At 59.8% G+C, this 13,463-nt stretch carries 14 protein-coding genes and 1 tRNA gene; 14 read left to right on the top strand and 1 reads right to left on the bottom strand.

Annotation, left to right across the window (positions count from 1 at the left end; all coding sequences use genetic code 11):
- The first annotated feature begins 48 nt into the window (after positions 1-48).
- The 13 genes from thrS (at position 49) to M5C96_RS14275 (ending at position 11,677) form a co-directional block, all read left to right on the top strand.
- Positions 49-1,968 carry a threonine--tRNA ligase gene (thrS, locus tag M5C96_RS14335; RefSeq protein WP_272563837.1) on the top strand — a complete coding sequence of 640 codons (1,920 nt, stop codon included), beginning with the start codon at positions 49-51 and terminating at the stop codon, positions 1,966-1,968.
- 152 nt (positions 1,969-2,120) lie between these two features.
- Positions 2,121-2,645 carry a translation initiation factor IF-3 gene (gene infC / locus M5C96_RS14330; RefSeq protein WP_272552311.1) on the top strand — a complete coding sequence of 175 codons (525 nt, stop codon included), beginning with the start codon at positions 2,121-2,123 and terminating at the stop codon, positions 2,643-2,645.
- Between the two features lie 188 nt (positions 2,646-2,833).
- Complete coding sequence (rpmI, locus tag M5C96_RS14325) at positions 2,834-3,037, top strand: 50S ribosomal protein L35 (RefSeq protein ID WP_092745026.1); 204 nt, start codon at positions 2,834-2,836, stop codon at positions 3,035-3,037.
- Positions 3,038-3,061: 24 nt separating this feature from the next.
- Positions 3,062-3,424 (top strand): 50S ribosomal protein L20, encoded by a 363-nt coding sequence (gene rplT, locus M5C96_RS14320; protein ID WP_092745027.1) that lies wholly within the window; start codon positions 3,062-3,064, stop codon positions 3,422-3,424.
- A gap of 111 nt (positions 3,425-3,535) precedes the next feature.
- Positions 3,536-4,588: a phenylalanine--tRNA ligase subunit alpha gene (gene pheS, locus M5C96_RS14315; protein WP_272563836.1), complete on the top strand. Its 1,053-nt coding sequence runs from the start codon at positions 3,536-3,538 to the stop codon at positions 4,586-4,588.
- A gap of 74 nt (positions 4,589-4,662) precedes the next feature.
- Positions 4,663-7,104, top strand: a complete 2,442-nt coding sequence (pheT, locus tag M5C96_RS14310; protein ID WP_272563835.1) for a phenylalanine--tRNA ligase subunit beta — start codon at positions 4,663-4,665, stop codon at positions 7,102-7,104.
- The gene (locus M5C96_RS14305) at positions 7,104-7,460 is read left to right on the top strand and encodes an integration host factor subunit alpha (protein WP_272563834.1); all 357 of its coding nucleotides are present in this window, start codon (positions 7,104-7,106) and stop codon (positions 7,458-7,460) included. Before pheT ends, M5C96_RS14305 begins: the two co-directional genes overlap by 1 nt.
- A gap of 98 nt (positions 7,461-7,558) precedes the next feature.
- Positions 7,559-7,978, top strand: a complete 420-nt coding sequence (locus tag M5C96_RS14300; RefSeq protein ID WP_272563833.1) for a MerR family transcriptional regulator — start codon at positions 7,559-7,561, stop codon at positions 7,976-7,978.
- Between the two features lie 29 nt (positions 7,979-8,007).
- Positions 8,008-8,084 (top strand) — tRNA-Pro (locus tag M5C96_RS14295).
- Between the two features lie 338 nt (positions 8,085-8,422).
- Complete coding sequence (locus M5C96_RS14290) at positions 8,423-9,595, top strand: sedoheptulose 7-phosphate cyclase (protein WP_272563832.1); 1,173 nt, start codon at positions 8,423-8,425, stop codon at positions 9,593-9,595.
- Positions 9,582-10,016, top strand: coding sequence for a GlcG/HbpS family heme-binding protein (locus tag M5C96_RS14285; protein ID WP_272563831.1), 435 nt, complete (start codon positions 9,582-9,584; stop codon positions 10,014-10,016). The genes M5C96_RS14290 and M5C96_RS14285 overlap by 14 nt, the downstream gene beginning before the upstream one ends.
- A complete protein-coding gene (locus M5C96_RS14280) occupies positions 10,013-10,768 on the top strand; it encodes an SDR family NAD(P)-dependent oxidoreductase (RefSeq protein ID WP_272563830.1) in 756 nt (251 codons plus the stop codon). The genes M5C96_RS14285 and M5C96_RS14280 overlap by 4 nt, the downstream gene beginning before the upstream one ends.
- A gap of 9 nt (positions 10,769-10,777) precedes the next feature.
- Positions 10,778-11,677: a DMT family transporter gene (locus M5C96_RS14275; protein WP_272563829.1), complete on the top strand. Its 900-nt coding sequence runs from the start codon at positions 10,778-10,780 to the stop codon at positions 11,675-11,677.
- Here M5C96_RS14275 and M5C96_RS14270 read toward each other — a convergent pair.
- The gene (locus M5C96_RS14270; RefSeq protein ID WP_272563828.1) at positions 11,674-12,495 is read right to left on the bottom strand and encodes a LysR substrate-binding domain-containing protein; all 822 of its coding nucleotides are present in this window, start codon (positions 12,493-12,495) and stop codon (positions 11,674-11,676) included. The genes M5C96_RS14275 and M5C96_RS14270 overlap by 4 nt on opposite strands.
- On the opposite strand from M5C96_RS14270, the gene M5C96_RS14265 reads away from it, so the two are divergent.
- Positions 12,482-13,462 carry an ROK family protein gene (locus M5C96_RS14265; RefSeq protein ID WP_272563827.1) on the top strand — a complete coding sequence of 327 codons (981 nt, stop codon included), beginning with the start codon at positions 12,482-12,484 and terminating at the stop codon, positions 13,460-13,462. The two genes, M5C96_RS14270 and M5C96_RS14265, sit on opposite strands and share 14 nt — an antisense overlap.
- The last annotated feature ends 1 nt before the right edge of the window (position 13,463 follow it).

The raw sequence follows: 13,463 nt of genomic DNA, 5'->3' as shown, positions 1-13,463 counted from the left end.
TGCTTTGTGGCACCGCGCGCCACCCCCCCCCTCGACAAGGATTCTTCAATGATTCAGATCACGCTCCCCGACAATTCCCAACGCGAATATCCTGGCCCGGTGACGGTGGCAGAGGTGGCTCAGTCCATCGGTCCAGGACTGGCCAAGATGACGGTGGCAGGCAAAGTGGATGGGCGCCTGGTGGATGCCAGCGATGTGATCGACCACGATGCCCGCCTGCAAATCATCACGCCGCGCGATGAGGAAGGCGTGGAGATCATCCGCCACTCCTGCGCTCACTTGGTCGGCCACGCCGTGAAGCAACTCTATCCGACGGCTCGGATGGTCATCGGCCCCGTCATCGACGAAGGCTTTTACTACGACATCGCCTATGAGCGGCCTTTCACGCCCGACGACATCGCTGCCATCGAGCAGCGCATGAAGGAGCTGATTGCGCAGGACTACGACGTGATCAAGAAGATGACCCCGCGGGACGAGGTGATTGAGGTGTTCAAGGCGCGTGGGGAAGACTATAAGCTGCGTCTTGTGGAGGACATGCCCGAAGAGAAAGCAATGGGCCTGTACTACCACCAGGAGTACGTGGACATGTGCCGCGGCCCCCATGTACCCAACACGCGATTCTTGAAAGTCTTCAAGCTGACCCGGGTGTCCGGTGCTTACTGGCGTGGCGATGCAAAGAACGAGCAATTGCAACGCGTCTACGGTACCGCGTGGGCCGACAAAAAAGACTTGGACGCGTACGTCAAGCGCATCGAAGAGGCCGAAAAGCGCGATCACCGTCGCCTCGGCAGAGAGCTGGACCTGTTCCACATTGACGAGCACTCGCCCGGTACCGTTTTTTGGCACCCCAAAGGTTGGACGATCTGGCAGGGCGTCGAACAGTACATGCGGCAGGTGTATCGCGACAACGGCTACCAAGAGGTGAAAGGCCCGCAAATCCTGGACAAGCACCTGTGGGAAAAAACGGGGCACTGGGACAAGTACCGCGAGAACATGTTCACGACGGAGAGCGAAAAGCACGACTACGCGCTCAAGCCGATGAACTGCCCCGGGCACATCCTGATCTTCAACCAAGGCGTGAAGAGCTATCGCGATCTGCCTTTGCGCTTCGGCGAGTTCGGCCAGTGCCATCGCAATGAGCCGACGGGCGGCCTGCATGGAATCATGCGAGTGCGTGCGTTCACCCAGGATGATGGACATATCTTCTGCACCGAAGAGCAGATCCAGCAGGAATGCATCAACTTCACCACGCTGCTGCAAAAGGTCTATAAAGACTTCGGCTTCACGGACATCATCTACAAAGTCGCCACCCGGCCCGAAAAGCGCATCGGCTCCGAAGAAAGCTGGGACAAGGCAGAGAATGCATTGATTGAAAGCCTGAAGGCATCTGGCTGCGACTACCAAATCGCCGTCGGTGACGGCGCTTTCTACGGCCCCAAGCTGGAATACACGCTGCGCGATGCCATTGGCCGTCACTGGCAATGCGGCACCATTCAGGTCGATCCTTCCATGCCTGAGCGGCTGGGTGCCGAGTACGTTGGGGAAGATGGTGCCCGCCATCGCCCCATCGTTCTTCACCGTGCCATCGTTGGCAGCCTGGAGCGTTTCATCGGAATTCTGATCGAGCAGCACGCAGGCGCGTTGCCGGTCTGGTTGGCGCCAGTGCAGGTGGCCGTGCTGAACATCACGGGTGCACAGGACGATTACTGTCGTGAAATCGCCGCAAAGCTTCAAAAAGCACTGCCGAATCAAGACCTTAGGGTGGCGCTTGACCTGCGTAACGAAAAGATTACGTATAAAATACGAGAGCATTCGTTGCAAAAGCTGCCTTACATCATCGTCGCCGGTGAGAAGGAAAAGGCAGCAGGAGCTGTCGCAGTGCGCGCCCGGGGCAATCGAGACCTCGGTGTGATGTCCCTCGAAGCGTTCGTAGCGCTGATCGCCCAGGACATCGCTTCTAAAGCTTGATTTGGTGTCAAACTTGGCTTTAGCCCGCGTGAGCTGTGCGGTACTCGCTACGTTATTCGTAGCATTTTGATTGAAGGAAAATAGCCATCGCTACTGAATTTCGTGATCGTCGCCAGCGCGAAGAGCGCAAGCACCGCCTGAACCGTGAAATCATGGCCCCTGAGGTTCGCCTCTCCGGCCCTGAGAACGAGCCGCTCGGGGTCGTGAGCCTCATGGAAGCCCTCCGCATGGCGGGCGAGCTGGATGTGGACTTGGTGGAGATTGCCGCCACGGCCAACCCTCCCGTGTGTCGCCTGATGGACTATGGCAAGTTCAAGTATCAGGAGCAAAAACGCGCGGCAGAGGCCAAGGCCAAGCAGACGGTCATCGAGATCAAGGAAATCAAATTCCGTCCTGGTACGGATGATGGTGACTACAACATCAAGATGCGCAACATTCGCCGCTTTCTGGCGGAAGGTGATAAATGCAAGATCACCTTGCGCTTTCGCGGTCGGGAAATCACCCATCAGGAATTGGGCTTGGCCTTGCTCAATCGCATTCGCGATGATTTGGGCGACACCATCCTGATCGAGCAGTTTCCCAAGCTCGAAGGTCGGCAAATGATCATGATGATCGCGCCCGGCAAGAAGAAGCCCGCTGGCAAACCTGCAGCGGAAGGCGCCACCACCGCTGCTTGATGTGGCCGGTAAGCCAAGTGGTTAAGTGAATTGACCGGGTCAGCCTCAAGGCTGGCTCGGGCATAGGGGCCGTGAAAGCGGCACCGAACGGCAGGCCAAGGCCTTGCCGTCAAAAAGTGACTCGGGGCCAACAAGGTTGCGGATCGGTTCGCAAACGCCTCGCGAGCACAAACAAAAGGAGCATTCACATGCCCAAAATGAAGACCAAGAGCAGCGCGAAAAAGCGTTTCCGCGTTCGTCCCGGTGGCACCGTCAAGCGCGGTCAAGCCTTCAAGCGTCACATCTTGACGAAGAAGACCACCAAGAATAAGCGCCATCTGCGTGGTGCAGTTTCTGTGCATGAGACCAATATGGGCTCCATTGCACAAATGCTGCCTGGTGCTGGCCTTTAACAACGACGAACAAGGAGTACTCACATGCCTCGCGTCAAACGTGGTGTAACGGCCCGTGCCCGTCACAAGAAAGTTCTGGCCCTTGCAAAGGGTTTCCGTGGTCGCCGCGGTAATGTTTTCCGTATCGCCAAACAGGCGGTAATGAAGGCTGGGCAGTATGCCTACCGTGACCGCCGCACCAAGAAGCGCGTGTTCCGCCAACTGTGGATCGCCCGTATCAACGCCGCTTCGCGCGAATTGGGCCTGACCTACAGCCAATTCACGAACGGCCTGAAGAAGGCTGCCATTGAGATCGACCGCAAGATGCTGGCCGACCTCGCTGTGCACGACAAGGCTGCTTTCGGCAGCATCGTGGAGCAAGTTAAGGCCAAGCTGGCTGCTGCTTGAGTTCACGACTGGTAGCTATCTTATTGATAGCTGCTTGCGCAATAAACGCAAGGGCTAGGGCTTGAAAAGGCACTAGCCCTTGTTCATTTCCAAGAGACGATGAGAGCTGGTATGAACGAGTTGGACTCCCTGGTCGAAAGCGCGCGGAACCTGTTCGCGCAAGCCGTCACCCCTGCCGATCTGGAAAATGCCAAGGCGCAGTTCCTGGGCAAGTCGGGGCGAGTGACCGAGCTCATGAAGGGCATGGCCCAGCTGTCCGTTGAGGAAAAGAAATCCCGCGGTGCCGCCATCAATGTCGCCAAGCAGGCCATTGAAGCATCCCTGAACGCAAGCCGAAAAGCGTTGGCGGATGCCGAACTGGAAGCACAACTGCAGGCGGAATCGTTGGATGTCACCTTGCCTGGACGCCAACGGGGGCAAGGTGGATTGCATCCCGTGTCCTTGACCCTGGAGCGCATCGAGGGCATTTTCGGCTCGATGGGTTTTGACGTGGCCGAGGGGCCCGAGATTGAATCCGACTGGTTCAATTTCACGGCGTTGAATACGCCTGAAGACCACCCGGCGCGCTCCATGCACGACACGTTCTATGTCGAGGGCGGCACGGCCACCGCTCCGAACCTGTTGCGCACGCATACCAGCCCCATGCAGATCCGCCATGCCGTTCAGCATGTCAAAAAACACCGCGCGTTGATCGACTCGGGCCAGGCCATGCCGGAGATCCGCGTCATTGCCCCGGGCCGTACGTACCGCGTGGACAGCGATGCCACGCACTCACCCATGTTCCATCAGTGCGAAGGCCTGTGGATCGGCGAGAACGTGAGCTTCAAGGATCTGAAGGTCGTCTTCACCGACTTCTGCCGTACTTTCTTTGAAAGCGATGATTTGGTCTTGCGCTTTCGGCCCAGCTTTTTCCCTTTCACCGAGCCCAGTGCCGAAATAGACATCCAGTTCCAGACGGGCCCTTTGGCCGGACGCTGGCTCGAAGTGGCGGGCTCCGGGCAGGTGCATCCGAACGTCGTGCGAAACATGGGCCTCGATCCAGAAAAATACATCGGCTTTGCGTTCGGCATGGGTCCTGACCGGCTGACGATGCTGCGCTATGGGGTCAATGATTTGCGCCTCTTCTTTGATGGCGACATTCGTTTTCTTTCGCAGTTCCAGTAAACCGCACGCCGCGTTCCATACAGGCGGCCCACCTAACGAGGGCTGCTGCGCTTAAGAATCACTGAAGACTGAATATGCAATTTCCAGAATCCTGGCTGCGCGAGTTCTGCAATCCTCCACTTTCGACCACAGAATTGGCCGAGACACTGACCATGGCAGGGCTCGAAGTGGAAGAGCTGCAGCCTGTGGCGCCTCCTTTCACGAAGATCGTGGTGGGAGAAATCAAGGAGGCGATGCAGCATCCAAATGCTGATCGCCTGCGCGTTTGCCAGGTCGATACGGGGCAGGGTGCTTTGCTCAACATCGTTTGTGGTGCGCCCAATGCACGCGTCGGTATCAAAGTGCCTTGCGCGCTTGTCGGTGCGGAGTTGCCTCCCGGGGAGGATGGCAAACCGTTCTTGATCAAGGTGGGCAAGCTTCGCGGTGTGGAAAGCCAGGGCATGCTGTGCTCCGCCAGGGAGTTGAAGCTCTCGGAAGACCATGGAGGCCTTTTGGAACTGGCGGCCGATGCTCCGCTCGGGCAGGACATTCGGACTCATCTGAACCTGGACGACACGCTGTTCACCCTCAAGCTCACGCCCAATCTGGCACATGCCTTGAGCGTTTACGGCATCGCGCGTGAAGTCTCTGCGCTGACTGGAGCGCCGCTGAAGCCGCTGCAGTTTCCGTCGGTACTGGTGGGTCATGGCGACGTTTTGCCAGTCAAGATCAGCGCCTCGGATCTGTGTGGGCGATTCTCGGGACGTATCGTTCGCAACATCAACACGCAGGCTGCGACTCCGCAGTGGATGCTGGACCGGCTTGCACGTTGCGGGCAGCGAAGCGTCTCCCCATTGGTCGATATTTCCAACTATGTGATGTTTGAGCTGGGTCGCCCCTCGCACATTTTTGATCTGGACAAAATTCACGGCGCCCTGGATGTGCGTTGGGCGCGTGCAGGCGAAGAGCTCAAATTGCTGAATGGCAACACCGTCGCCCTCGACGAAAAGGTGGGCGTCATTGCGGATGCAAGCCAGGTCGAATCGCTGGCGGGCATCATGGGGGGCGATGCGACGGCCGTGTCGAACGACACCCGCCATATCTACATCGAAGCCGCTTTCTGGTGGCCCAAGGCCGTGGCTGGCCGCTCGCGCCGCTATAACTTCTCGACCGATGCCGGACATCGTTTCGAACGTGGCGTGGATCCGAGCCAGACCGTGGAACACATTGAGCGCATCACGCAGTTGGTGATCGACATCTGCGGCACGCCTGAAACCGTTTGCGGGCCGATGGACGACCAGTGTCCGAACATGCCTGAAGCCAAGCCCGTCACGCTTCGCGTTGCCAGAGCCGTCAAGGTGATCGGCATGCCATTGACGCAAGAGCAGTGTGCCGATGCGCTGAAGCGCCTGGGACTGCCAGTGACCTCTGGCGAGGGCACGTTGACGGTTCTGCCGCCTGCCTATCGGTTCGATCTCGCGATCGAGGAAGATCTCATCGAAGAAGTGGCTCGCATGGTGGGCTACCAGCAATTGCCTACCACGCCGCCATTGGCGCCCATCACGCCCAAGCTGCGTGCCGAAGAGCGTCGGGGGCCTTTTGCCGTGCGTCGTGCACTGGCGGGACTTGGATATCAGGAAACCATCAACTTCAGCTTCGTGGAGGAGCAGTGGGAACACGAGCTGGCGGGCAATCCACAGCCCATCCGTTTGTTGAACCCCATTGCCAGCCAGATGAGCGTGATGCGCTCGTCGCTGTTGGGCTCCTTGCTGCAGGTCTTGAAGTTCAACCTGGATCGCAAGGCACCGCGCGTGCGGGTTTTCGAGTTGGGCCGGGTCTTTCTGCGCGATGCATCCGTTGCGGGGTCTGATACCACGGTAGAAGGTTTTCATCAGCCCATGCGCGTGGCTGGTCTTGCGTACGGCGCAGCCGACCTTCTTCAGTGGGGCCGCAGAGAGCAGGGCGTGGATTTCTTCGATGCCAAAGGCGATGTCGAGGCGCTGCTTGCTCCCCTGAAGCCCGTTTTTGAGCCTGCAACGCACCCGGCCATGCACCCTGGCCGGTGTGCCCGCGTGCTGTTGGATGGCCAAGCCGTTGGGTTCATCGGGGAGTTGCACCCTCGGTGGCGCCAGTCCTGGGAGCTTCCCCAAGCCCCAGTCATGTTCGAGCTGGAACTCGATGCGGTCATGCAGCGGCAGGTCCCTCGTTTTCATGCAGTGGCCAAGCACCAGGCTGTGGAGCGGGATCTGGCCGTAGTGGTTGCCGAGCGGATCACGCACGCCGATGTGATGGCAGCCATTCAGGCTGCCGTGCCTCCTACACGGCTTCGCGCGGCGGTGCTGTTTGACGTGTTCCGGCCCAAGCCTTTGCGTGATGGCGAAGCCGCTGTTGGTGGTCTCGCCAGCGGTGAAAAGAGCTTGGCCGTGCGCCTGACGCTGGGGGCTGATGGCGCCACGCTGACGGATGCTGAAATCGAAGCGACGATTCAGTCGGTGGTCGAACAACTGTCGAGCCGTACCGGCGCGAGGTTGCGGTGATGACGATGCTGAACGGGAGCGCTGACGTGATGGAATTTGCGGTAGAAAGCCTGGAAACCCCTGCGTTGACGAAGGCGCAGCTGGCGGACCTTCTGTTCGATCACATTGGTCTGAATAAACGTGAATCGAAAGACATGATCGATGCTTTTTTCGATCTGATTGCGCAGCGCTTGGTGGACGGTCAAGACGTGAAGCTGTCGGGCTTCGGTAACTTTCAGATCCGTACCAAAGCCCCGAGGCCGGGGCGAAATCCCCGCACGGGCGAGGCGATTCCGATTCAGGCCCGCCGTGTCGTGACTTTCCATGCCAGCAGCAAGCTCAAGGAGCAGATCCAGAACGCGGGCGCTGCTGGCTGAAGCGCTGTCTCTTTCCCGCCTGCCACTGAACGGAAGTGGCTGGCGCCTTTGTTCCGGCTGCAGTACGCTGCTTGTTTATTCGCTAGAAACCGCGTCCCATGGGCACACCGCTTCCTCCCATCCCGGCCAAACGGTATTTCACCATTGGAGAGGTGGCCGCGCTCTGTGGCGTCAAACCGCACGTACTGCGCTATTGGGAGCAGGAGTTCACGCAGCTTCGGCCCATGAAGCGCAGGGGAAACCGCCGCTATTACCAGCACCACGAGGTGCTCATGATCCGTCGCATCCGGGATCTGCTGTACGAGCAAGGCTTCACGATCAGCGGCGCGCGCAATCGCCTTCAGGAGGTCGACTCCCTGCCGCCGGAAATGGACGGCAACTCCTCTTTTGCCCTGCAGACAGCACATGGGACCGACCTGTCGAGCCCGACAACAGCGTTGCCCTCGATTGCCCTCCTGGATGCTCAGGTCCTGCGGCGGGAATTATTTGAAATTCGTGCGCTGCTTTCCTTGAACTGAGTTTTTTGTGCATATAATCTAAGTCTTGTCGGCGTGTAGCGCAGCCTGGTAGCGCACTTGCATGGGGTGCAAGGGGTCGCGAGTTCGAATCCCGCCACGCCGACCATTTATAAAAAATCAACGGGCTATCGCCAAAAGCGGTAGCCCGTTTTTTCTTTGTCTTACCGCATTCTCTTGCCCTCTGGGCTTTGCGGTTCCCACAGTGCAGGGTCGACCTCTCCATTCCTCTCTGCACCCGCATTGATCGTTGCTCGGTCAGTCGGCATCAAGGCGATCTACGACCCCGTGCTCGCTAGGGGCGCTCCAGATAAACCGGGACCCGGCTTTGGCCCGCTTGCCTGTGAGGGATTCATCAACCGAGCCGTAGAAAGCTCGCGAAACGTTCAGCAATGCCGACATCGCTTAGCAATACGCTTGGCCCCCTACAAAAAAGGGAGGGCATGGATGAACGATCGGGTGATATGGCCGGCAAGCATGGGAGCGCTGACCCGTTTTGAGGCGCATGGCTGGAGGGTGCATGCGACCCAGGAGGTTTCATATGAAGTGCGCCAGATCGATGGCATCTTCGGTCTCGACTCCCTCGAATTGATCGCCTGCGGCAGGGCCCAGCCTTGTTTGCGCCAAGCCATCGTGATCGATGCACGCGTGGATCAGCTCTACGGCGAAGAAATGCGTGCGTACTATGGTCACCATGGAGTCGAGGTTTCCATCCTGAGTCTTTCCGTTTCGGAAGAAACGAAAGACCTGGATGCGGCCATGACGATCGCCCGCCACCTCGAATCGGCAGGGGTGCTGCGCCGTTCGGAGCCCGTGGTTGCCATCGGAGGTGGCGTGTTGCTCGACCTCGTCGGTTTTGCAGCAGGGCTCTATCGGCGGGGGATTCCTTACGTCAAGGTTCCCACCAACGCCATGGCGCTGTGGGATGCCGCGGTGGGTATCAAGACGGCCGTGAATGCGCTGGATCGTCGCAACCGCCTGGGCTCCTACCACGCGCCCACCGTTGCCCTGCTGGATCGCAGCTTCTTGTCGACGGTGGAGTCCCGCGAACTCTCCAATGGAATGGGAGAGTTGCTCAAACTCGCGGTGATCAAGAGCCCTCGGTTGTTCGACCTGCTGGAGCGGCACTCCGAGATGCTGCTGCTGACCCGCTTCCAGGACGGGATCGTCGCTCCTGAGGTCATCGGTCTGGCGGTGGAGGGCATGCTGGAAGAGTTGGCTCCCAACCTGTGGGAGCTCACGCTGGACCGATGCGTCGATTTCGGACACTCGTTTGCTCCGCTGATCGAGATGAAGGCGCTGCCCGAATTGCTGCATGGCGAGGCGGTCGCTTTGGATGTTCTGTTTTCTTGCCGCCTGGCGCGGGCGAGAGGGCTTCTTGCAGACCAGGATGTGCGTCGGGTCGTGCGTGTCATGAAATCCATGCAATTGCCTTTGCGGCATCGCTTTTTCGAGCAGCCCGGCCTGCTGCAGGAGGCGCTGGCCGACACGATGCGTCATCGCGATGGCCGGCAGCGACTGCCACTGCCCGACGGGATCGGCGCATGCCGCTTTGTGAATGATGTGGACGCCGATGCCATCGGCATTGCTGCCGAGGAGATGGCGCATGCAGATGCCTGAAACCGGTCTTTCGCGGCTGAGCGCCAGTCAGGCGCAGCAATTGGTGCAGAGCGCGCTGATCACAGGCCTGGACGAAGGCCTGGCCGTCTCGGCGGCGGCGGTGGACAGTTCCGGACACCTTCTGGCGTTTGCCCGTGCGGACGATGCCTTTCTGGGATCGATCGACGCGTCGATTGCGAAGGCGCGAACAGCGGTTTATTTCCGCAGGGACACCGCCGCGATGCAGCAGGCGCTGGAACAGGGCAAGACCGCCTATCTCGCCCTGGCCGACGTCCTGCCCCTGGAAGGCGGCGTTCCGCTGCTGGTGGGAGGAACCTTGGTGGGCGGACTCGGAATCAGCGGTGCCGCATCTGCCCAGGATGGGGTGCTGGCCCGGGCCATCGCATCGTTGCTGAACTCGTTGTCAGGTCGGACCCCATGAACGCTTTCAAGGACAGGGTGGTGCTGGTCACTGGCGGAGGGACGGGCATCGGGAGGGCGACGGCGCTTGCTTTCGCCAAGCAAGGCGCCCACGTGGCCATCGCTGGCCGCACGGTGTCTTTTTGCGCTGAGACCGCCAAGATGATTCTGGACGCCGGCGGCATCGGCTTCGCGGTGGCCTGCGATGTCGGCAGCGAGAACGACGTGATGAACCTGATGGACGATGTCGAGCGCCGCCTTGGTGTCGTGGACATCGCATTCCTCAATGCGGGCGTTGGAACAGCCTCGGCCATCGTCGACCAAGACATCGACGCGTTTGAAGCGGTCATGCGCACCAATTGCACAGGGCTCATGCTGTGCATGAAACATCTGCTCAGACCGATGTACGAGCGGCGTTCGGGCTGCATCGTCAACAACCTTTCCGTACACGCCCATCGCACGATCCTGGAAGGAACGGGCGCGTACACCGCTTCCAAGCATGCAGCGCTTGCGCTGACCAAGGCCGCCGCAGTCGAGGCGGCGCCTTATGGTGTGCGCGTGAATGCCGTGTCCCCTGGGCCGATTTCCACGGAGATGCTGGCCCGCTCCAGCGCTGTCTCCGGCGGTCTGGAGGGATGGGCCGAGCGGCTGCCCATGAAGCGCGTGGGTGAGCCGAATGACGTGGCGCAAGCCGTACTTTGGCTCAGCAGTCCCCAGGCCTCTTTTTTGACGGGCGCGGTGGTTCCCGTAGACGGCGGCTTTCTCGCACTTTGATGCCCGAACATGACATGGATTGCTTTGGGCCTGCTGGCCGGGTTGGTGCTGGGAACCTACGACTTTTTGACCAAACTCGCCCTCAAGGAAAAAACGGTCCTGGAGGTGGTGCTGTGGTCGTCCGTTCTCGGCGCGCTGATCTGGGCTCCGTTCTTTTTCCTGCCGGCCGCTTGGGCAGGCACGCTGCAACCCATGGGGTTGTACCCTGCCGCGTTGACCCGGGCCGAGCAGTTGGCCTTGCTGCCCAAATCCGCAATGATGGTGGCCACGTGGATTCTTTCGTACTACTCGGTCAAGTCCTTGCCGTTGTCGCTCTCCGCGGGCGTGCGCGCTTCTGGGCCGCTCTGGACGGCGGTGGGTGCCATCGTTTTTCTGTCCGAGCAACTCAACTGGTGGCAATGGATGGGGCTCGCAGTCTCCATGGGGTCCTACTACCTGTTCTCTTTGATCGGGCAAAAAGAGGGCATCCGGTTTCAGCGCAACGGGTGGGTGCTGTGCATGCTCGCGGCCACGTTGCTGTCTTCGGCCAACGCGCTTTACGACAAGCACATTCTGGCAACCCTGCAATTGGACTTGGCCGCCGTCCAGGCGTATTCGGCCATTCAGCGGGGCGGCATGGCGCTGCTGCTATTGCCCTGGGTTTTCGGGGCGATGGAATGCCGAAGCCTGCTGTCCCGAAATTGGGCGGTTCCTGCGATTGCCGCCGCGTACATATTGGCCGAGTTCATTTATCTCACGGCCGTGCAGACCGAGGGCGCTTTGATCTCGGTGATATCGGTGCTTCGGCGAACCAATCTCGTCATGGTGTTCGCGTTGAGCGCCCTGTTCTTCGCCGAGCGATTCATTCGGCAAAAAATGCTGGCAATTTCAGGCGTGTTGGTCGGCATCGTGCTGACCATCGTTCATTAGCCATCTTGCACCAATGCGCGGATCCAATGGATCACCGTGCTGCCGTGGCGAGAGATCAGGGCCCGCTCCGATGCGAGCAAGAAATAAGCTTGCTCCGCCGGAATGGCGATGTCGGAAACCCGCACCAGACTGCCGTTTTGAAGAAGGCCTTTCACCAGAGAACGCCGACCCAGTGCGATCCCTTGCAGATTGAGGGCTGCATCCAGCATGAAGCCCGTGTCGGAATAGGTCAGCGTGCGCTGCGCCGGCGAGATCTGTATGCCGGCCTTCTTGAGCCAGGGTTCCCAGGGCTGCCTGCTATGGGACAGGAACACCGCGCGTTTGAACAGGTCCTGGACACTGGGCGCATCGCAACGTTTCAGATAGGCCGGTGCAGCCACCGGAAACCACTCGTCCTCCAGCAGCGGTTCGCAATGGTGGGCCTGGGGCCGTGCTTTGGCGAACCGGATGGCAATGTCTGCCTCTCCCTGATCGACGTCCACCTTGCATGTGGTCGGCGACACCTCGATGGAGACGGCAGGGTGCACGCGCTGGAATTCGGTGAGCGCTGGAACCAGCCGAAAGCGTGCAAAAGAAGGCAACACGCTGATTCGGATCACGCTGCGCTCCTGCGTGAAGCCGGAAAAGGCCTCTTCCAGCGTGTCCAACGCGTCTTTCATCTGCTGGTGCAAATGCTCGCCTTCGGGGGTCATCGCGACCGAACGGGTCGTCCGTGTGAACAGGCTATTGCCCAGCAGTCGTTCCAGTTCACGAATCCGGTGGCTGACGGAACTGTGGGAAATATTCAGCTCGTCTGCCGCTTTGTTGAAGCTGCGCATGCGTGCCACAGCGTCGAACGCAAGAATCAAATGGATGGGGGGTATCTTTCGCATGGACGCGGATAAGGAAAATTCGAAGGAAAGATTCCATATCGGGATCGATCTGGGCGGGACGAAAATCGAAGGCATCGTACTCGACCATCAATATCGAGAATGCCGGCGAATCCGAATGGAGACCCGGGCCAGCGACGGCTATCTTCCAGTTTTGCAGCGCATTATCGAAATGCATTCCCAACTGGCTGCTGTGGTTTTGGGTGAAGAAGCGACATTGGGAATCTGCACCCCGGGGTCCATTTCGAAAACCACCGGCTTGCTGAAAAATTGCAATGCAACCGAGTTGAACGGCCATCCTCTGCAGGCGGATCTGCGCCAGCGGCTGGGCCGCCCATTCGCCATGGAAAACGATGCCAACTGCTTTGCGATGGCCGAAGCCCTCCAAGGCGCAGGCAGCGGGCACGGCTGCGTGCTCGGGCTCGTGCTCGGCACGGGGGTGGGGGCGGGCATCGTGGTCGATGGTCGCGTGTGGAGCGGGCGCCATGGCATCGCCGGAGAATGGGGCCATATGTCCATCGATCCGGGCGGGCCTGCCTGCTATTGCGGCCGCCAAGGATGCGTCGAGCGCTATCTGAGCGGAACTGCGCTGGAGGCCAGCTACCGGCAGTCCACCGGCCAGTCTGCCGATGTCGCCCGCGTCGTTGAAATGGCGCGCCATGGCGATGGCGCAGCCGTCGAATTGCTGGACCGATTTCTCAGCCAATTTGCCGGCGCGGTCGCCAACGTGGTCGCCGTGCTGGACCCGGATGTGATCGTCATCGGCGGTGGGCTTGCCAGCATGGATGAACTGTATGAAGAGGGGGCTCTTCGGCTGCAGCGCATGGTCTTCAACGATGACTTCCACACCCCCGTGCTGCGCAACAGGCTGGGCAATTCGGCTGGTGTGATCGGCGCTGCCATGGTCGGGGTTTGAA

The organism is Acidovorax sp. GBBC 1281 (assembly GCF_028473645.1).
Classification (GTDB): Bacteria; Pseudomonadota; Gammaproteobacteria; order Burkholderiales; family Burkholderiaceae_C; genus Paracidovorax.
The sequence above is the reverse complement of the archived record's forward strand: the minus strand, read 5'-3'. Positions and strand labels throughout refer to the sequence as shown.

Excerpts from the sequence above, each read along its gene's own strand:
- thrS (WP_272563837.1), top strand. The coding sequence starts at position 49 with ATGATTCAGATCACGCTCCCCGACAATTCCCAACGCGAATATCCTGGC.
- infC (WP_272552311.1), top strand. The coding sequence starts at position 2,121 with ATGGCCCCTGAGGTTCGCCTCTCCGGCCCTGAGAACGAGCCGCTCGGG.
- rpmI (WP_092745026.1), top strand. The coding sequence starts at position 2,834 with ATGCCCAAAATGAAGACCAAGAGCAGCGCGAAAAAGCGTTTCCGCGTT.
- rplT (WP_092745027.1), top strand. The coding sequence starts at position 3,062 with ATGCCTCGCGTCAAACGTGGTGTAACGGCCCGTGCCCGTCACAAGAAA.
- pheS (WP_272563836.1), top strand. The coding sequence starts at position 3,536 with ATGAACGAGTTGGACTCCCTGGTCGAAAGCGCGCGGAACCTGTTCGCG.
- pheT (WP_272563835.1), top strand. The coding sequence starts at position 4,663 with ATGCAATTTCCAGAATCCTGGCTGCGCGAGTTCTGCAATCCTCCACTT.
- M5C96_RS14305 (WP_272563834.1), top strand. The coding sequence starts at position 7,104 with ATGACGATGCTGAACGGGAGCGCTGACGTGATGGAATTTGCGGTAGAA.
- M5C96_RS14300 (WP_272563833.1), top strand. The coding sequence starts at position 7,559 with ATGGGCACACCGCTTCCTCCCATCCCGGCCAAACGGTATTTCACCATT.
- M5C96_RS14290 (WP_272563832.1), top strand. The coding sequence starts at position 8,423 with ATGAACGATCGGGTGATATGGCCGGCAAGCATGGGAGCGCTGACCCGT.
- M5C96_RS14285 (WP_272563831.1), top strand. The coding sequence starts at position 9,582 with ATGCAGATGCCTGAAACCGGTCTTTCGCGGCTGAGCGCCAGTCAGGCG.
- M5C96_RS14280 (WP_272563830.1), top strand. The coding sequence starts at position 10,013 with ATGAACGCTTTCAAGGACAGGGTGGTGCTGGTCACTGGCGGAGGGACG.
- M5C96_RS14275 (WP_272563829.1), top strand. The coding sequence starts at position 10,778 with ATGACATGGATTGCTTTGGGCCTGCTGGCCGGGTTGGTGCTGGGAACC.
- M5C96_RS14270 (WP_272563828.1), bottom strand. The coding sequence starts at position 12,495 with ATGCGCAGCTTCAACAAAGCGGCAGACGAGCTGAATATTTCCCACAGT.